Genomic DNA, 18,068 nt, shown 5'->3' with positions numbered 1-18,068 from the left:
ACAGCCGGCTGGTCGCTGGGATCTGAAGCGGTGCCACGATCAGCAATTCGGACAGAGACTGCTTATTTTGATCTTCTGCTCGGCGATGGGCAATGATGTTTCTCTTTGCGGCTGTGTGACTACGCTGCAGGCGATGCTGGACGCCGAGCGAGCGATCCGGTTGGCCGCGGAGGCGGAGCCGCCGAAATCGGGTCGACGTTTCTTACTCACGAAAAAACCCGACTTCTCGGGTGATCTGTGCTTCGTCTATTCAAAAGCTAGTTGCAAGCGGCGTCGGAGCCGCTCCTCGATGCGAACCTTCAAAGAGGCGGGCAGCGAAAGCAGGGAACTCGCTACTCAGTGCGCAGTGCACTAGTCGAAGACCTTTGCTTCAGAGTTCAAAGGCATATTTCAGATGGCCTGCAGTCCGATCTGATCGCGAGGCCGCTGACCGATGGTCTGTACGACCCCGGTGATCGTTTCCCAAGTACTTCTCAGATCGCGATTTGCGCCGGCCATACATTTGGCCGAAACGCCACCTAAACGCGATTAGAGCGTACAAAAGCAATGTTGGTTAGATGGAAGGTGTCGTTATCGCGATCGGCGTTTTGGTCGCGGTCATTTTCATGTTCGTGATCGGGAGCAACGTATGGCTTGAGTTGACGCGCAAGAAGCGGCGGCGGAAGCGGACAGATCAGAGTAGAGCTAGAAGTGACGACGAAAGTGCGCACAGTTAACCACCGTTCGCTTCGCATTGCGGCTTCGGGGGATCGGCCGCTCCTCTCAAGGCCGATGCCAGCTTACTGAGGCTTCCAATCGAGGTAGAAGTGCCGGAAAGACCGGGATCTGTCCCGGAGATCTCCAGGGTCAACGGCTGAAGTTATATGCTCGAGGGGCGGGCCTGTACTTGTATCGTTCCAGAGTGCGCGCTGACTGTGCTGTCAATCAACGTCTCCTTCGATGGAAGTCCTGCAGGCAATGCGTCCCCGTTTTGATCGAGAAGGACGACTGCGCAGCGTCTGACTGCAGTGCGAAGCGGCTTTCCGATGTAAGGCAGTCGAGGGCTTTGTTGATCGTGGACCGAGGTCGCCCCGCAACTGTTTGGGCAGGGACGTGGCCCAAAAGCAGTATCGATCCTGCATTCTGTCCTATCCGCTGTCCGTCCAATTCGCGCGTTCGACACAGTGAGATCAGAAGCTTATCAGACCTTTTGCCGCGGACGCCCAAGTGACATGCTCGGCAAATTCGCCGGAAAGCAACAACGTTCGAAGTTCTGGCAGCGTCACTAATTCAACAACTACACCTGGCTCTTATACGAAGTTTCATTGCGAAAGTCCGTGCGGATGAAGAAGGATGTCGTTGAGTTGCTTATGCGCGAAGCGCATGTTGCGGACCTGCCAATCGTCTCGACAGCCTTCGCCATGTATCCGGACTCTTCGCGAAGCTCGCGAGAAATAGCATCTTCCGGGGTTTCTCCCGGCTCAATTATTGCGGCAGGAAGTTCTAAGGAGTAGCGTTCAATCGCCGACGAAATTGTCGGACAAGTGGGGCCCGTGCGTCCGGTGTGAGCGCTAGGGCGACGAGGTAATCCGGTTGACCGATAACAATATAGGATGCGACAGGACCGTTGGGGCAAATTGCACGTCGCGCGAAATGATCTCCATTCAACGAGGTTTCGCCTTGCGACGCATGCGTACGACCTTTGGCCAATTCATCTGTATCCATTCCAAACATCCGAGGACCGCACAAAACACAATGTAGCACATTCAGGCAGCCTCTCTGGAAGGAAATATGTATCGGCTTCACTGGAGACGGGGCGAATTCGAGATTCCCATTATCCTGGCCGACCCTGCCGGACTTCGCAGTAGCTCGGTAGCTACGACGACAGCTCGCGGAGCAAACTGTCACGGCTTGCGGCGCAGACCGGGCCGACGGCAGCTTTGCGGAGCAGGTGCTTGAGCCTGGCAAAAACCTGTTCGATCAGGTTCAGGTCAGGCGGGTATCTTGGCAGAAAGAAAAGTTTAGCGTCGACCGAACGGACGAGCTGGCGAACTGCTTTGCTCCTGTGGCACCGTTGAATTGATCTGGCCGAGTTCCCGCCGAACATTGAATTGAGGAGCGGAAATCTCGGATCCTGCGATTATCGTGACGCTGGCAGTCCTCGGCATATTGAGTGCGGAATTGTGAGAATGACAGCGGTGGCGACACCGCTTGGTATTCATAGCTTGAATAGGCGGGCTGGCTGCAAACGCAATACATCATGGCCAGCATGCGTGCCGCATGTCTGATCATCGAAAGTTCGCCTGACATCCTTGATTGTTAGGCGAAGTATATTGCGGTGCAAAGGAAGCGCTATGACAATTGTGAGGAAATTTATGCCCATTCGTGCATCAGGGGGGCGCGCTCGATCTCAACGGGGTAAAGGTGACCACGGTGCAGTCCGTGGCCTTGAACACCGCAAGATCCAAAGACATGTAAGCCGTCTGCTCAGGCTCTATCACGCCGCCGCTAGAGGCCGCTCACCGAATGAAGCGTCGCCAGCGCGATACGGCAAAAGTGAAATGGTGGATAGCGAAAGCAAAGCACATCTTCATACGCATGCGCGGAGTGCCAAGCGTGGGTACGAACGCACCAAGAGAGGGCGCGCTGCTTTCATTGCGAGCACGTTCGAGTTGGCAGCCGCCTTCTGTCGTGCTCGCGGCAAGTTGCCGAGCGATCAAGACTTCCATTGGTGGAGCGAACAAGCTGGTTTGCGGTCGATCAGCAAGGATAATCGCGCTCGCTGGTTACTATTGGTCGGCACGTCAAAGCGGCTCGCCGTTTCTTCATGGATAACAAGGACCGGTGGTCATGGCGTAGGTGCGCGGCTCATTTGGTGGGTGGGCCGGTTTCGCAGCCTGCGACACCAGTGGCCCGTCCGGCAACGACAGTCAGGTTGCAAGTTACCGAAGAAACCGTTCGCCTCGTTGCACCTTATTATCGTTACCCTTCCGAAACGAAGCAGTTCGCTGCACCATTCAAATTGATCACACGCGAGCCTGAGCAACGAGCATCCCTGCCGCAGCCTCTACCAGGTAAGACAGCGGGGTTGCATGATGCGATCGGAGCGATGCAAGCAGTGATCGAGGCCTCATCGCTGTTGACGCGGAGTGTCGCGCTCTACTGGCGGGTCGAGCCCGGGGGAGCTACCTGCACCCGACGAGGTCCGGGACGCAGCGCATTGGCTGGACATGCTGGCAGATGCCCTGGAGACGGACATTGTGAGCAAGCAGCAGCCTCACTGATAGACGGCCCGAAGGTTGCGGGTGCCACGCTGCTGCTCCGGTGTTGCCTCGCAACCTGCTCGGGACGGGTCTACACCACAGCCACTCGCATGCTGGCACTCGCATGCTTGACGATGGCACTAACTTAGGCCATGCTGGGCATGGTCGTGCGTATGGGTGTCCCTCACCGTTCCGAGCGATAAGATCCGAGACCAGCGCCCAAGGGGCCAACGGTCCAGCATCGAAGCCAGCACAGAGTAGGGCCACGACCATTTCACCTGACATCACAGTTGCGTCTCGAGACAGCCTGTAGGCTGTCGCGCAGCGCGTTCAGCGAAGGGAAATGGTCGTGACGAAGACAATAAATGCACAACTTTCCACGCTCGCGCGGAGCGCAAGAAATGCATACGCGCGCACCAAGGAAGCACGGTCGGGCTTCATCTCCGGCACGTTCGAGTTGGCGGCTGCATTCTCTGCAGCGCGCAACAAATTGCCTAGTGATCAAGCTTTCCACGAATGGATCGACAAAGCTCGTCTCCGATGCGTCAGCCGGGACGATCGTGCCGCGCTGATTTATATCGGCAATCACGCCAAGGCGGCCCGCCAGTACTTCATGCAAAACCCTGACCGCTGGTCGTGGCGGATGTGCATGGCCCATTTGTCGATCCGCGCGCCGGTTTCGCAGCCTGCGAAACCGCTCCCTAGTCCGGCAAGGACCATCAATGTGCAGGTCACCCACGAAACGCTCCGACTAGCTTCGCCGTATTATCGCGGCACATCCGAAGTAAAGCGCCTGCCCGCACCGTTTCGTCTGGTCACCAACGAGACGCATGAACAAGAATACATGACGCCGGCAAAGGCACTTCAGACACACCGGACGGATGAGGCAATCGGCGCTGTGCAGGCTGTCGTCGAGGCGTCATCGCTACCGACGCGTGATATCGCACTGTACTGGCAGATGAAGCGAGGCGAGCCACCATCATCCGAGCAGCTGCGGAAAGCGGCTCAATGGCTGGACCTACTCGCGGATGCCCTTGAAGCGGACCCTGACTGCAAGCAGCGACATCACTGATCGTCGTCCATTGCTGTATCTTGGCAGGAGTTGACGCGCCGAAAAGCAAGCGGGGCGCTCGGCAGCGCGATGTTTAGCGCGGCCGGCGCATCGGTGCACTTAGAAGGCGCTGATTCCTGATCTCACGAAGCAGCAACATTCGTTTGGTCTGGGCGGCATTGAGCAAGCCTTCGAACAGACCCAGGACTTCGCGCGCCTGCACGTAGACTTCGGCGGTGATGGCGTCTTGATCGAAGCCGTAGGCGGCAAGCCGCGCGTCGATCTCGGTCGCAGCGATGGGATCAATCCGCCAGCTCAGCGCATTTTGCTGCGTGTAGGACGCAGCCTTCTCTTCGAAGTCGGGATCGATCCCGGTCATGTCGATGCGCAGCAGTGCCGCCGCGATGGCCTTTTGGCGAGAGGTCTCGAGCAATTTGTGCCGCAACATGCGGTAGCGCTGGATCTCCCAGGACAGTTCGGCAACATCAATGGCGAGCAGCCACTCGATGGCGGATCGGGGCGCAAGGTCAGCGAAGATTGCCTGCCGCAGTGCCAGGTAATGGTCGAGATGCTCACCGGGCAGCAGCAGCGGCGGCGGTGCCAAGGCCGCAAACTCAGCCGGTAGCGTCGTGGCGGTCAGCTCGCGCGCGGTTTGGAAGGGACCGTTCATCGGGATGCGGCCTCCGCGCCCAGGTTTGCGAGGACGGCTGGGGCGCCGACCGCGCTGCCGGTCGGACCGTGGATCGGGCTCGTCGCCCACAGGTCCTGCGCGACCGGCAACGGCGCGATCTGCAGGTTCGCCCACCACGCCCGTTCGTTGCCGTGCCGATGCAGCTCCTCGTGATGGGCGCGGCACAGCGGCACCGTGAACTCATCGCTGACCTTGCGGCCGAGCGCCCGCGGTTGGGCGAATTTCAGATGATGGGCGTCGCATGGGGTTTCCCGGCACACTAGGCAGGGCTGCTCCCGGACAAACAGCAGGTGCGCCTTGCTGCGCTTGCGGGGCGGCTCCTTGGGGAGGGCGAGCCCGGCCTCGGGTGGCGCGGGCTGCAGCGCGGCCTCGGCGTCAGCCGCAGGCGCTGCTGGCAGGCTTGGCGTGTCACTCAGGGCGGCCGGTTGGTCGGTCTGGCTTTCTGTGGGACGGGCAGCGTCCTCGAGCTTGGCTTGATAAGCTGCCTCGACGCGCCGGGCATCCGGCTCCTGCAGGCTGTTCTTGAGCGGAAGGCTCGCCATGGCCCAGCTGAGCAGATCGGTGCTGGCGGGCAGCGCTTCGAGCTGACGCAACAGCTGCTCCCGGAGTGCGGCGGACTCGCCCGGCCGCAGCACCGCGGCACGGTTGAGAGCGCCCTTGCCGGGCGAGGCCTTGAGGTTGGGGGGTGCGGGTGGACCGGCGACCGTATCCGGGGCGTCCAGATCATCCTCGCCGGCAATCCCGACCAGCGCGAACAGAGCGTAGCGTCGGGCGTAGGTCAGCGCTGCGCCCATGCGATGCGGCGCCTCGATGTCCCGGGAGGCGCAGACCGGCCAGTCCGAGGAGATCCATTCGCCGGAGGAATGGGCGAGCAGGGTGGTGAGGTGGATGTGGCCGGTGGTCTCCTCGACCCGGGTGGTCTGGATGGTGGCGATCTCCTGCTGGCTCAAGGTCTTGCGCACGATGGCGAGGCCGCTCGCCAGCGAGGCGTAGCGAAAGGTGCGGTCGTCATCGCGCAGGAACGGCGAGCGGATCTGAGCGGTCAGGGTCTTTTCCGGGTTGGTCAGTTCGGCTTGCGCGCGGGCCAGCGCCGCCGCGATCGCGCCGATATGCTCACTGGCCTGGTGCATGGACGCGCTCCATCTCAACCGGATCAAAACTGATCGCGCCGGCTTTGGAGCGCTTGGCGCGCACGCCGTGGCCAAACGCCTCCTTGGCATCCTCCGGCAGCAGCTTCTTGAGCTCGGCCTTGGCCAGCTCATGCTCGGCATGGGCGTCGCGGGTGCGCAGATAGATCGCGGCGCATTCGGCCCAGAGATTGGAGGCGGTCATGTCGACGACCTTGACCGCGGCAAGCCGCGGCCGTGGGGTCTCGATGCCAAACAGCAGCGGTGGCTCGCCGCTCTGCACGCAGCGCCAGAACTTCTTCTCCGCGGTCAGCAGCAGGTGCTGGTAGAGCGGGTCGGCATGCACGGTGATTTCGATCCATTTGCCGCCACCGGTGATGATCGAGAGCACGGCCGCGCGGGCCGCGACCACCCACATGTTGTGCTGCAGCTGCGCCATGTGCTTCTCCGCTGCGGCCTCTTCGGTAAAGGCCCAGGGCAGCATGAACTTGGCCTCGAACACCGCGCCGGTCTGCGCGACGATGCCGTCCAAGGTGGCCGCCATCCAGGAATGGACGGAATGCCGAGCCCGCTTCTGGATGTCGGTGATCGCGTGCCCGGTGGCGGCCTGGTACCAGGCGCGGTTGAGCGCCTCGGTGGCAACGCCGAGCTGAACGACCAGGTTGCGGGACAAATCTTGCGGCGCGATCTCGCCGCGCTTTTCCCGCCACAGGCGCAGCAGCGCGTCCTGGTCGTCGCCCATGATGATGCGCGCGTCCGAGCCGCCAATGAAGGCGCGGCGGTCGTGGCGGTTCAAGGTGGTAACGGAGCGGGGCGCCGCGGCGCCGTCGGTTGCAATCGTGGTCACCGGTCTCTCCTTGGTTGACGCGGCTTGCCGCCGCACCGCCAAAACCCCCGCCGCCGCGAGGGGAAAGACCGGGGCCAAGGGCCGAAAGGCCGGTCCGGTGATTAACGCTCCTTTTGCGCGGGGATGCCAGTCCTTTCTGCAGTAATTTTGCGGTTCGTTTGGCGACAAAAGCCTTGATGGTTCAGGAGGTTGGAGCGAGCTTTCGGGGACGCAACCCGCCCCCGGCCGAGGAGCTCGGACATGGCCTCAGTTCGACAAATCGAAGCCAATCGCCGCAACGCCAAGCGCAGCACGGGGCCAAAAACGGCGAGTGGAAGGACGAGGTCCAGTTGCAACGCGCTGCGTCATGGACTCGCCAGGACTTGCAAGCCGGATGCCCCCGAGTTGGCGACGCTGATGGTCGCCATTCTCGCGGGCCTCGGCTGCGAGATTGGATCAGATACCGCAGCGGCTGTTGCGCATGCCAAATGCGAACTATGGCACGTGCGATTGGTCCGCCAGGCGATGTTGGCCGATCTATTGGATGGTCCGGTCGAAGCCATCGGGAGACGGCTCAACGGGCTGGAGCGTTATGAGCGCAACGCACTTGCGATGCAGAAGCGCGCGCTTCGGTCTCTGAAGTCAAAGCAACACTAAGCTTGCGGACCGTACGCGATTGGCTTCGTTCTGCGAAAATAGGCGAAGGCGTGTGAAAAAGACCTCAAATGGCTATGGGAAGCCGTACTCCCCTCGGCCGACCGAAATGATGTTCAGCTCAAGATCGTCGAAGATGGGGTGATTGGCCGCCCACTTCAGAAATTGCGAGGTGCTGTCGACCTGGTCGTCGTGCTTGCCGTGGGGAAACGCCAGCAACTCCAGCAAGTAGTCATCAAGCCAAGGGGCGTCTGCGGGCAGATGGACTTGTCCGGCCTCAATCCTGAACGATTGTGCCGCCATCCGATCGGCCTTGCTGCCTTCCGGCTTGATGCCAAGCGGGCGCGGCATGCCGTTTGGCGTATCGCGTTGCAGGTCCTGTAGCATCGCCATGCCGGGGCCGGCGTCCTCGACTAGAACCGCGTCCGCATTATATCTTGCGGCCAGCGCGGCCACGGCGCGCCGCAGGTCGGGATATTGGTGTCGGCCGCGGTAGAGATCTACGAGGTAATAGTCGTTCTTGATCACCCGCCAGGTGGTGCAGACCGAGTAGTCGTTGGCCTGTCCGGTCATCATCGCGGTGTCCCAGCTCTGTACGACATAGCCGGCTGCGGCCGCGGCCGGGAGCTGATCGAAAAAGCGAAACCAGTCGCGCCTGATCAGATTGCCTTCGAGCGGCACCGGCCGTTGCTGGTATTGCGCCGAGAATTGCAGGCTGCCGATTTCGGCCTTGATCCGCTCCAGCACCAGCTTGCTTTCGCGCTGCGGGTGCAACAGATCGCCGGCGCGCCGGCGAACGACGCGATGTTTGCCGATAGGGATGTCGCTATCTTCGACCGCGGTGGCCGGCAGGTCGAGGTGCTGCCAGGCGCCCGCTTGCAGCAGATGACCGGCGAGATCGTCTTGGTGCAGGCGCTGCATCACCACGATGATGCGGCCGGTGTCCTTGTCGTTGAGGCGCGAGACCAAGGTGCCGCCAAACCAGTCGGTAACGCGCTTGCGCGCGGTCTCCGATTGCGCCTCCTCCGCCTTGTGTGGATCATCGACGATGATGAGGTCGGCGCCGCGACCGGTCAGCGTCCCGCCAACCGTGGTTGCGTAGCGGCTGCCGCCCGCCGTGGTCACGAGTTCGGTGCCGGTATCCTTAGCCGGGCGCATGGCCGGAAACAGCGCTTGGTACCAGCCCGACTCGATCACCATTCTGAATTGGCGGTGCAGCTCGGCGGAAAGTTCGCTCGCGTAGCTGACCACGATGATGCGCCGGCTCGGGTCGTGGCCCAGCAGCCACGCGACGAAAGATACCGAGACCGAAAGAGATTTGAGCGAACGCGGCGGTTGGTTGACGAGAAGACGGCTACATTCGCCATCGTGGACGCGCATGAGCTGATGGGCGATCGCATCGATATGCCAGTTCGACAGATATTCGCTGCCCAAAAAGACGGTGGTGAAGGCCTTGTGGATGAAATACCGCAACTCAGTTCGGAGCAGCGCCGCCACAACAGGCCTCATGTGTTGTCCTCCTCATCGCGTTGGCTTGCAGCCGCAGCATTGGCGTTCGCCAAGACGTCTCGGCGATATGCCTCGAGGATGGCCTGATCTTCGGGCGGCAGGCTTGTCGCGGTCTCCACCGCGGAGCCGACAGTCATTGCCATCGCGAGGGAGAGGAATTTGTCGAGAGCCCGCGCGTCCCCTTTGAGCGCCTTTTCCCGCAAGCGAAGCAATGCTGCCTTTTGCGTGGTGACGCGTCGTGCCCTGCCAGCGTCGTTCAGCGCGACTGTGGCCAGAAGGATGTTTTTCAGGTCGGTGGCGAAATTCAAGGCGCCTTTCGGCCGCCCGCGCGGGTTTCCGGATTGCCCCGGTGCGAAACGGGTATGCAGGGGCGGGCTGCCGTAGCCGACGCGGTTGTTCGGTTTCTTAGCCACCGCTGCGCTCCAGGCCAGCGGTGTTGGTCTGATCGAACGGCGCGCCGGTCACGGCGTTCACGGCTGCCTTGCCGGTTACATGCTGCCAGCGCCGGATCGTGACATCCACATAGCGAGGTTCGATTTCGATCAGCCGCGACCGGCGCCGAGTGCGCTCCGCGGCGATCAATGTCGTGCCGGCGCCACCGAACGGATCGAGCACGATATCGTGCTCTTTGGTGCAGTCGCGGATCGCGTCGGCGACAAGCGCAACCGGCTTAGGCGTCGGATGAAGGCCTAATTTTGATTTCGGGGAATTTGCCCAGCTGTTTGAACCTGGGTAGTCCCAGACATTGGTACGGGCTCTGCCATGCTTGCCGAGTTGAACATTGTTGATGTGGGCGGCCTTTCCGTGCTTATAGATAAACACCAGCTCATGCTTCGATCTATAGAGCGACCCCATCCCGCCGTTTCGTTTGTTCCAAATGCAGAGATTGATCATTTCTGTGTAGATCGCGCCGGCGGCGGATAGGAGCGGCCCCAAGCCGCGCCAGTCCATGCATAAATAATGCAATGATCCATCCACGCTGAAGACGGCAGTATGTGAGAGCATTCTGGTCAGGAATGCCTCGAATTCGGCTGCGGACAGCTCGCCCGACGCCATCCGGAACTCGGGATGTGTGATCCTGCCGCGGCCCGAGACGTGACCCGCGATTGGGACGTTATACGGCGGGTCCGCAAACACCATTTGCGCCAGCTCACCCTGCATCAGGAGCTGATAGCTGTCGGCGAGCGTTGCATCGGCGCAGAGGATGCGGTGCTCGCCAAGTTTCCAGAGATCACCCGGTTGGGCGACCGGTGGCCGAGCCTCGACAGGCGGCAGTTCATCCTCATCGGTCTCCGGAGCTGCCAGTAGTGAGTCGATTTGGCCCATGGCAAACCCGGTGATCTGCAAGTCGAGCTCTGGATCGAGGTCGCTAAGCTCCGACAGCTCTAGCTGCAAAGCCCTCTCGTCCCAGTCACTATCTTCAGCCAGGCGGTTCAGCGCTAGTCGGAGGCTGCGAAGCTGTGCATCCGTAAGATCGCGGAGCTGGACCACTGGGACCTGGTGAAGACCGAGTTCGTCGGCCGCCTGGACAAGCGCTGCCCCGGCCACGATGCGGCGGTCACGATCGGCGACGACCGGTAAAACGAAGCCGAACTGCTGCAGGCTCGCGGCCAATTTTTTGAGTTGGCTCTTGGGATGCCGCCGGGTTTCATGTCCGAGCTGCTTGAGCTCGCCAATCGGCACGAGAACCGGGGTGAGGTCGTGGCGGAGCGGGCAACCATTACTCCCCACGGTCTGATTCGACAGGCGGGCACGCTGGATCATCACTGTGTCTCCAAGCATCGCGTTGCGCAGAGATCCCACTAGAGTCGCCTTTACGAAAAATGAATCGATTCGCGAGGCCTTGCGCATTCCTGTGAATAACTCGGGGAAATCTCCTCCCCCGCGTGCCGCACGATCGACGGCTGGCAGGCGATACGGCCGTTCGAGGGCGTCATTCACCCGACCCAGCGACCCGTCGGTTCGAGTCGGCCAGTACCAAGCTCCGGCACGTGCGCTATGCAAGCTGGCGTAGTAATTCCTGGCATCGATTGAGCGCTCTGGCCGCAGGAGCTCTCGGTGGTGCGCGGCGTCGCTCATTTTGGCGAGGCTTCGAATTCGCATTGTTCTACTTGCGGATAAATTTGAAGCTTGCCGTTGAATGTGATGCGGCGCTCATGTCCGTCTCTTTTTTAAGACGACAGTCAAATTGGCCGAATTGGAAGCGCGCCTCCGGTCCGTCACCAGGATGCTGGTGCGTCGCCATCGAGGTGCTCTCGAGCGTGTACCCCGAGCGTTGCTTGCGAAGAGCCGATTGAGCAAGCGAGAGGTCGATCAAATCGCCGCTAGGAGCATTGACGACGTTGTCACCACGCTCCGCTCGTGCTCGCAATGCACCGACAATCGGGCACCGCCGCGCGCTATTGCGAGCATCACGACGCTTACGCGCTTTTCCTTTTTGGAAAGCGTCCATTTCTTGCGCTGTGGTGTCAGTTGACGTGGTTGTTGGCCGCCAATTCCAGGGTAGGAGGTCGTCGAGGCGGCCGATGGGTGCCCGTTGGGCATGCGCTGGAGCACGTCTTCAGGATAGGCGAGGGGCTCGACGTCGCTGAGCTTCGCAGTAGTGATGATGAGCAGACGGTCGCCCAGCGGGGGGCGCCGTCATCGGATCTGGCGAACGGATCGTGCTTGTGCGGGAGATCGGCCGAAGCTGCGGCCTCTAGGATCAGCCCCGTAGCGCTCATTCGCCCTCACTGAGCCGGGCGTGACGGAGCAGGTCGGCTGCGATCCTAGTTCGTGATAGGAAGACTTCGGTGATGTTAGTTTGATGATGTCATGCCCCACCTTCCCAATCCCAAGCCGGTTCGACCCGGTCCCGGTCCCGAACAGCGACTGCGCAATTTGCAGCGTCGTTTCCGTGCGGTATCGGCGCGCCATGATTGTACCACTAAGCTGCGGTGGGTCATCACGGCATCCATCGCAGCCGCTGCCATGTTGGCCGCCTATCCGGCAATTTCGCTCCCCGTTCCGAGCACGTCGCCGGTCACGATCAAGCTCAAATACATCGCATCCGTCCCCGACTGCGATTTTGCCCGCTTGGTCGGCCTGGCCCCCGCGAGACGCGGAGAGCCCGGCTATTGGGTGCACCACGATCGCGACAGGATGGTTTGCTTGTAAATCTCGGCGCGGTGGGGGGATGTCTCGCCACTAACCATAGCAATGGCCTACTCAGATTGAGTCGCGCAGGCATTTGCGACGCGCCTGGTTCGTGGCGCCCAATAGCGCCGCGCCTCCGGAGTGTGCACGCCGCGCGTTTCCAACAGCTCGTGCTCTGCTGCCCACCTTGGCACGCCGCCGTCTGCTGATTGTTCTCGCTTCTACATGTCGGAGCGTGCTGCCATCCTCGCAGCCGATGTCGTGGGCTACTCGCGCCTGATGGGCGCTGATGACGTGGCACGCTGGCCGCCTTGAAGGCGCCTCCACGTTAGCTTTCAGAGGAACCGCGCGAGTCCTTTCCTGGTTGCTGCCCTTGGTCGCGAAGTTGCTCGAGCCTACTTTCGAGGAGTTCCTTCTTAGCGGCTATCCTCGCGGCCAGCACTGAATCGACGTCCTGGTGCAGCTCCCACAAGTCGTCAATGGACATATCCTGGAACTGCTTTCGGTCAATCATTGCACTGGAACGCGTGTCTCGAACGAGATGCTTCGGCCTCTGTCTTAGGACGGTCTATCATAGGACTCGCCGGAACGCCCTGTTATGGAGAGCCAAATACTAGTCTTGTGAGCCGGTCAGAGCCTTGACCCACTGCGCTTCGCCTGAGCCGCCTTCGAGGGTGACAACCGGCCCGTCGCCCAGAGCAAGCTTGACTTTTCTTGCGTTAGTAACGCTTCTTATGAGTCGTTCCGATCCCGAGATTGAGCCCTCAGCAAGTAGGGGATCACCCTCAGGAGAAACGGTGAGCCAGCAAGAGACTCTCTCGTTGCGCCATCTATGATGATAGCCGATTAGATCATCGGTTGTCTCGTCATGCACGTCCATCGGTTTACCCTCCAATCGGAGAAGCCCAGGCATCGCTCGCTTCTTCGCCGATGTACGCGCATCCTGCCTGCTTTCGGCCATCCGGCGAACGAACCTGCTGTAGCGGTTGCCATGTTGTTTCTAGTCGGAAGCCGACAATCGGGACGCACCGTCACGCAAATTTGGCGATGCGCAGCCGCATGCTGAAGCTGCGACGGAGCGCCTTTCGCAGCCCAACTCAACAAACGGACTGTGCTGGTGATCTTCAATGGCGAGCCCACGCCTGGCGGGCTCCGACTTGGTGCGCGCGAGCCTCATCTTCTGTGGCCACGGCCCGTCTCTCGATTGCCCTCCCGGAATCTGACCCTCAGGCGGATTAATCAGTCTCGCGTTTGGCCGGCCGATGCCACATCCGAGCCCGTCGTCGGACGACATCGAAGCGCCGTCACCCGAGATCCGGACGGCGCGAACCGACATCAGCATCGTGAGAAGTCGATCTTGGCCAGCGCTTCACCCGGGTTATCGGCTTTGCCGCAGTCGTCGGACGGCTTGAAGTTGCAGTCGTCTTTCGACGGCTGGCCGTAGTCCTTGTGTGGATGGCAGTCGTCGTTGGCGTCCCTCGAGCCAGGATCGCGCTTCGCGCAATCGCCCGTGGCATCCCCCGGGCAGGCATCGTGGGGGTGCGCGGTTTCGGTCGATTTCGCACCTTCGCCGGCAAACTTGGTGACCCCGACATCTCGCTCAGGCGCCGCTGCTGGTCTGCCGCTTGTCATTCCGACCCGAAATGGCTCCGCCGCCGCGCCAAGATGGACGATCATATCTGCTCCCTGGGTGATTTCGGGTCGGTGCGCTACGCTCACGCGCGTCATATTGAGGTGCCGAAGATTCGCATTGATTTCTCTTTCCTTCTCGGTGTCGAGATGTGCCGTTCCCTCGTCTAGAAACAGGATCTTTGGTCGGCGATAGAGCGCGCGCGCAAGCAAGACTCGCTGCTTCTGCCCGCTAGATAACGAGCTTCCCATGTCGCCGATGAGGCTGTTGTAGCTCATCGGCATTGCCATGATATCGTCGTGGATGCCGGCAATGCGCGCGCAATCGATCATCCCTTGCAGGTCGAAAGTTGTATCAAAAAAGCAGATATTGTCGGCAATCGATCCCGACAGCAATTGATCCTCCTGCATCACCGCGCCAATTTGCTCGCGATAAGCGCGCGGTCCGATCTGGCTCAGCGGAAGGCCGTCGATCAAAACCTCTCCGCTCGTCGGCTCGAGCAGCCCAAGCATAATCTTGACAAGAGTTGACTTGCCGCAGCCCGAGGGTCCCATGATCGTCACGAATTGTCCGGGAGCAACGCACAGATTGACGTTGTTAAGAATCAGAGACTCTCCTTCCGCATACCGGAAGCACACGTTGCGCAGTTCGATCGCGCCGCGAATCTGTCGGATATACGACAGGTCCAGGTCGTGCCCCCGCTCGAGCGGGGTGAGCGCGATGTCGGCGAGACGCTCCAGGTGCAGACCGAGAATGCGGACATCCACCAGCTTCTCGATCAGCAGCGCTGTCCGCTCAGCGAACTGCAGCTTGTAGCTGACGAACGCGAATATCATGCCAACCGTGATGAGGTTGTCTAGTGCGAGACGAGCGGCAAGGTAGATCGTGATTACGTTCTCCAAGCCAAATATCGTGTCGTTCATTGCTTTGAAGCTGATCCTCGCCCGACCTAGCCGCACGTTGGCATTGATATATGCAGCATAGCGGTTCAGCCACTGGCCCTCCCGTTCGTTCTCTCGGTTGAGCAACTTTAGGCTTTGCACCGCTCGCACGGATTCGATGAAAGTGGAGTCCTCGTCTGCCTTGCTGTGAATGGCGGCTTCGCTCCGTTGTCGGAACATGCCGAAGAGAGCGAGCCGCAGGGCGGCATACAACACGAACGCCAGCAGGACGACAAGTCCGAGCTGGACGCTGTAGGTGAACATCAACACCAGCATCAACACCGACATGAGACCGTCGATCAGCCCCGTGATCAATCCCTCCGCGAGCACGTTGCGAATGGGTTCGATCGAGTTGAAGCGAGACAGGATATCGCCGATGTGCCGCTTTTCGAAGAATGAGAGTGGCAAGCGCACCAGATGATGAAACAGCCGCGCGCCGATTTGAAAGCTCAACGTGTTCTGAAGAACAAGAATAATGAACGAGCGGGTTGCGGTCGACGCGACCCGTATCAGGAGAAGGAACGCGAATCCTAGTCCGAGTACGACCAGCAGATCGACATCCCCTCTGGCGATGACCTCGTCAACGGTGAGCTGCATATAGAAAGGGGCGGCAAGGAGAAGAATTTCGATGACCACCGACAGAACTAATATTTGGGCGAGGGCGAAAGCGCTTCCATTCATTCCGCTCCAGAATACCGAGAACGGCAATTTCACTCTCTCGTCTGTGCGGCAGAACTTTTCAGTGGGCGAGAGCTCGAGCGCGACCCCGGTGAGATGTCTAGACGCTTCAGTGAGGGGGAACCATTTTTCGCCAGCTGCCGGATCGTGCACCACGATCCCTTTCCTCCTGTATGCTTTGAGTACAACGAAATGAGCCATGTCCCAGTGCAGGATAGCCGGAACACGCAATTGGCAGAGATGGCCGATCTCGATTCGCAACGGCCGACATGCCAGCCCGAGGTGAGCTGCAATCTGCATGAGGTCGCGAAGAGTGACGCCCTTTAGGGACACTGGATGTCGGCGCCGCAGGCTGTTCAAGTCAGTTCGATGACCATGATAAGACGCTACCATGGCGAGGCATGCGAGCCCGCATTCCGTCGCCTCCGTCTGCCGGATGACTGGGAGGGATCTGCGTCCGCTGAAATTCAAAAGTCCCTGCATGCGCTACATCCTTGCGCTTAACACCGGATCGAGCAGCCACCTCATCAGGGACCGTTGCTCAAGGATCACGTCGGCCCTTAGCAGCATGTCCGGCTGAAGCGGCATCTTTCGGCCATAGGCGTCGATGTCGGGCCGCTCGAGAGCCGCAGTCACACGGTAAGCTGGTTCCTTGAGGGTGATCGGTCCGGTCGTTTCGTTGCCGGTCAGAATCGTGTGGGAGACTTTCGTCACGCTGCCGCGGTAGGTGCCGAATTTCTGATAGGGAAATGCATCGTAAAGGATCCTAACCTGCTGGCCTCGGCGCACAAAACCAAACGCGCGCGTCGGAAAGAACAACTCCGCCTGCAGGTGCGCATCAAGGGGAATGATTTCCAGCTGCATATGCCTTGGATCAGCGATCTGGCCAACAGTCCCCTGCAGCGTGGACACGCGCCCACTCGTTGGCGCCCTGATAACGTAAGCCTGCCGCCCATTCACCTCCGCCACGCGCTGTTCGATCGAGGAGAGTTCATTGCGCAGTCCTCGGATCCTCTCTGCGGCGACGGTTGGGAGTTGCTCGAGTGTATGCCGAGCGTCTGTCAATTGGGTGCGCCGCGCGGTGATCTGCTGATCCAGCGAGATCACGCTCTGCTTTTGCTCAAGTGCGGCCTGCTCGCGGCGCTTAAGCTCAATCGTTGGTAATGCACCGCTCGCGGTTAGCTTGGCGCCGGTTGATACAAAACTCTCGGAAAGCTTCAGCCGCTCGTTTTGGATGTTCCGCTGGTCCTCGAGCTGGGCAATCTCTCCTTCAATTCCCTTGATCGTGGAATCGAGACGATCCCGTTCCGAGGCCGTTCGTCGATCTTCCGCATCGATCTGTCGCTCGACCACATTGCGTTGCTGTGTCAGTACTCCAAGTACAGTCGCATTGACGTCATCGCCATTGGCGGTGATCTGGGAAGTGACTACGGTCAGGAGCGGGTCACCCTCCGTAACCTCTTGCCCCTCCTTCACTTGTATTGCTTTGATGAAGCCCTGTTGTGGTACGAAAATCTTAGCGGTGCCCGAGGTCGGGGTGAGATACCCGAAGACGGTCTCCTTGCGGGCGTATTGCGCGATGGAGAGAAAACACACAACGAGTACAACGAGTGCCGCAAGGCTCCAGCCAAGGAGCGCGCTCGATAGCGGCTGCAGCAATACGACCTCACCCCAGCTGTGGCGCTGACGCACAAAGTCGACAGCTTCCTCGCGAAATAGCGCCGGCCGAGTCGACATGGACGCACCTTGCTGTGCTCACGTTCATATTTATGCGCTGCGCGGAGTAGTGTTCCGCAGCACGACTGCGGGTCGATACCGGAGAACCGCTTCCCCTTATGGAGAAGCGGTTCGCCGACGCACCCTGGCTTTACCCAACAAAGATTTGGGACTGGTACTGCTTGGACAGCAGGCCAACCTGAACTTGGTTTCCACTGAGAACATTGATGTCGCCAGTTCGGATCAGTGAGCCGCCACTGCAGCCACAGCCGCCGGTGCCGGCGGCCACGAGGTCGAGCTCCTCATCAGACAGTTCGATAGGGCGCGCAAGATTGGTCATCTCTAGCATGTTGGTCTCCTTTCGATGTAAGTGGCGGAACGTTGATGTAACTGTTGCCACGTCAGCACTAGGTGTAAGACGCCAATCTAGATGCACGGCCGCGCAAATTTTGTGAGCGACATGTGTTCGACGCTTGTTACGTCGCGGTTTTGCAACGTCGTATGCAAGGCACCTAAAGTGGGTCTCAGTGTGGTGTCGTCACAGTGAGTTGGATGCTCCGATCAGCTGGTACGTTCGGCGCGGCCGAGATACGACATCGCGCCTTCCGAAGGAAAGCGCGTTGGGACGCCATGGGCGCGAGCGTGGTCCACGAAGCGCCTTAGCTCGTTCGACGGCTGCACTCGTCGCGATAGCTACGCAAGTCGCCGCGCCGATTGGCACGATCAGGCTGAGAGTCGTCGCAGCTGATCTGTAGGCAGGTTGGGATAGAGGCCCGAAGCGAGGGAGGGAATATAGTTCTCTTGAGGGGGCCTTCGACTGACCCTTGATGGCGTTACACGGTAGCCCGATCCGATGCGTGCTCTGAAG

12 protein-coding genes and 2 pseudogenes are annotated in these 18,068 nt (G+C 60.3%); 2 read left to right on the top strand and 12 right to left on the bottom strand.

The window, feature by feature from the left end; all coding sequences use genetic code 11:
• Positions 1-1,912 precede the first annotated feature (1,912 nt).
• Positions 1,913-2,047 (bottom strand): annotated as a pseudogene (locus I6F21_RS00390) (transposase); the annotation flags it as partial.
• 1,544 nt (positions 2,048-3,591) lie between these two features.
• On the opposite strand from I6F21_RS00390, the gene I6F21_RS00385 reads away from it, so the two are divergent.
• The gene (locus I6F21_RS00385) at positions 3,592-4,314 is read left to right on the top strand and encodes a hypothetical protein (RefSeq protein ID WP_225139010.1); all 723 of its coding nucleotides are present in this window, start codon (positions 3,592-3,594) and stop codon (positions 4,312-4,314) included.
• 73 nt (positions 4,315-4,387) lie between these two features.
• Here I6F21_RS00385 and I6F21_RS00380 read toward each other — a convergent pair whose 3' ends face one another.
• Genes I6F21_RS00380 through I6F21_RS00370 form a run of 3 tightly spaced genes read right to left on the bottom strand, consistent with a single transcriptional unit; the run spans position 4,388 to position 6,958 of the window.
• Positions 4,388-4,963 carry a hypothetical protein gene (locus I6F21_RS00380; RefSeq protein ID WP_225139009.1) on the bottom strand — a complete coding sequence of 192 codons (576 nt, stop codon included), beginning with the start codon at positions 4,961-4,963 and terminating at the stop codon, positions 4,388-4,390.
• Positions 4,960-6,114 carry an ERF family protein gene (locus I6F21_RS00375; protein WP_225139008.1) on the bottom strand — a complete coding sequence of 385 codons (1,155 nt, stop codon included), beginning with the start codon at positions 6,112-6,114 and terminating at the stop codon, positions 4,960-4,962. The genes I6F21_RS00380 and I6F21_RS00375 overlap by 4 nt, the downstream gene beginning before the upstream one ends.
• Positions 6,098-6,958 (bottom strand): YqaJ viral recombinase family protein, encoded by an 861-nt coding sequence (locus I6F21_RS00370; protein WP_225139007.1) that lies wholly within the window; start codon positions 6,956-6,958, stop codon positions 6,098-6,100. The genes I6F21_RS00375 and I6F21_RS00370 overlap by 17 nt, the downstream gene beginning before the upstream one ends.
• A 396-nt stretch (positions 6,959-7,354) precedes the next feature.
• Here I6F21_RS00370 and I6F21_RS00365 point away from each other — a divergent pair, with 396 nt between their 5' ends.
• Positions 7,355-7,594 carry a hypothetical protein gene (locus I6F21_RS00365; protein WP_225139006.1) on the top strand — a complete coding sequence of 80 codons (240 nt, stop codon included), beginning with the start codon at positions 7,355-7,357 and terminating at the stop codon, positions 7,592-7,594.
• A gap of 72 nt (positions 7,595-7,666) precedes the next feature.
• Here I6F21_RS00365 and terL read toward each other — a convergent pair whose 3' ends face one another.
• The 8 genes and pseudogenes from terL to I6F21_RS00325 all read right to left on the bottom strand — a co-directional run bounded on the left by terL (position 7,667) and on the right by I6F21_RS00325 (position 17,549).
• Positions 7,667-9,100, bottom strand: coding sequence for a phage terminase large subunit (gene terL / locus I6F21_RS00360; protein ID WP_225139005.1), 1,434 nt, complete (start codon positions 9,098-9,100; stop codon positions 7,667-7,669).
• On the bottom strand, positions 9,097-9,513 hold the full coding sequence (locus I6F21_RS00355) for a DUF5681 domain-containing protein (RefSeq protein ID WP_225139004.1): 417 nt from the start codon (positions 9,511-9,513) through the stop codon (positions 9,097-9,099). Before I6F21_RS00355 ends, terL begins: the two co-directional genes overlap by 4 nt.
• Positions 9,506-10,864 carry a DNA methyltransferase gene (locus I6F21_RS00350; RefSeq protein ID WP_225139003.1) on the bottom strand — a complete coding sequence of 453 codons (1,359 nt, stop codon included), beginning with the start codon at positions 10,862-10,864 and terminating at the stop codon, positions 9,506-9,508. Before I6F21_RS00350 ends, I6F21_RS00355 begins: the two co-directional genes overlap by 8 nt.
• 343 nt (positions 10,865-11,207) lie before the next feature.
• Positions 11,208-11,552, bottom strand: a complete 345-nt coding sequence (locus tag I6F21_RS00345) for a hypothetical protein (RefSeq protein WP_225139002.1) — start codon at positions 11,550-11,552, stop codon at positions 11,208-11,210.
• A 111-nt stretch (positions 11,553-11,663) separates the two neighbouring features.
• A pseudogene (locus tag I6F21_RS38625) lies at positions 11,664-11,707 on the bottom strand (hypothetical protein); the annotation flags it as partial.
• A 1,863-nt stretch (positions 11,708-13,570) separates the two neighbouring features.
• Complete coding sequence (locus I6F21_RS00335) at positions 13,571-15,967, bottom strand: peptidase domain-containing ABC transporter (RefSeq protein WP_225139001.1); 2,397 nt, start codon at positions 15,965-15,967, stop codon at positions 13,571-13,573.
• 3 nt (positions 15,968-15,970) lie between these two features.
• Positions 15,971-17,221 carry an HlyD family efflux transporter periplasmic adaptor subunit gene (locus I6F21_RS00330; RefSeq protein WP_225139000.1) on the bottom strand — a complete coding sequence of 417 codons (1,251 nt, stop codon included), beginning with the start codon at positions 17,219-17,221 and terminating at the stop codon, positions 15,971-15,973.
• 130 nt (positions 17,222-17,351) lie between these two features.
• Positions 17,352-17,549, bottom strand: a complete 198-nt coding sequence (locus tag I6F21_RS00325; RefSeq protein ID WP_225138999.1) for a hypothetical protein — start codon at positions 17,547-17,549, stop codon at positions 17,352-17,354.
• Positions 17,550-18,068 lie beyond the last annotated feature (519 nt).

The organism is Bradyrhizobium sp. NBAIM03 (assembly GCF_020194055.1).
Taxonomy (GTDB): Bacteria; Pseudomonadota; Alphaproteobacteria; order Rhizobiales; family Xanthobacteraceae; genus Bradyrhizobium; species Bradyrhizobium yuanmingense.
This window is presented reverse-complemented; position numbering and strand designations above follow the sequence as displayed.

Excerpts from the sequence above, each read along its gene's own strand:
- I6F21_RS00335 (WP_225139001.1), bottom strand. The coding sequence starts at position 15,967 with ATGCAGGGACTTTTGAATTTCAGCGGACGCAGATCCCTCCCAGTCATC.
- I6F21_RS00365 (WP_225139006.1), top strand. The coding sequence starts at position 7,355 with ATGGTCGCCATTCTCGCGGGCCTCGGCTGCGAGATTGGATCAGATACC.
- I6F21_RS00380 (WP_225139009.1), bottom strand. The coding sequence starts at position 4,963 with ATGAACGGTCCCTTCCAAACCGCGCGCGAGCTGACCGCCACGACGCTA.
- I6F21_RS00375 (WP_225139008.1), bottom strand. The coding sequence starts at position 6,114 with ATGCACCAGGCCAGTGAGCATATCGGCGCGATCGCGGCGGCGCTGGCC.
- terL (WP_225139005.1), bottom strand. The coding sequence starts at position 9,100 with ATGAGGCCTGTTGTGGCGGCGCTGCTCCGAACTGAGTTGCGGTATTTC.
- I6F21_RS00330 (WP_225139000.1), bottom strand. The coding sequence starts at position 17,221 with ATGTCGACTCGGCCGGCGCTATTTCGCGAGGAAGCTGTCGACTTTGTG.
- I6F21_RS00345 (WP_225139002.1), bottom strand. The coding sequence starts at position 11,552 with ATGGACGCTTTCCAAAAAGGAAAAGCGCGTAAGCGTCGTGATGCTCGC.
- I6F21_RS00325 (WP_225138999.1), bottom strand. The coding sequence starts at position 17,549 with ATGCTAGAGATGACCAATCTTGCGCGCCCTATCGAACTGTCTGATGAG.
- I6F21_RS00350 (WP_225139003.1), bottom strand. The coding sequence starts at position 10,864 with ATGATCCAGCGTGCCCGCCTGTCGAATCAGACCGTGGGGAGTAATGGT.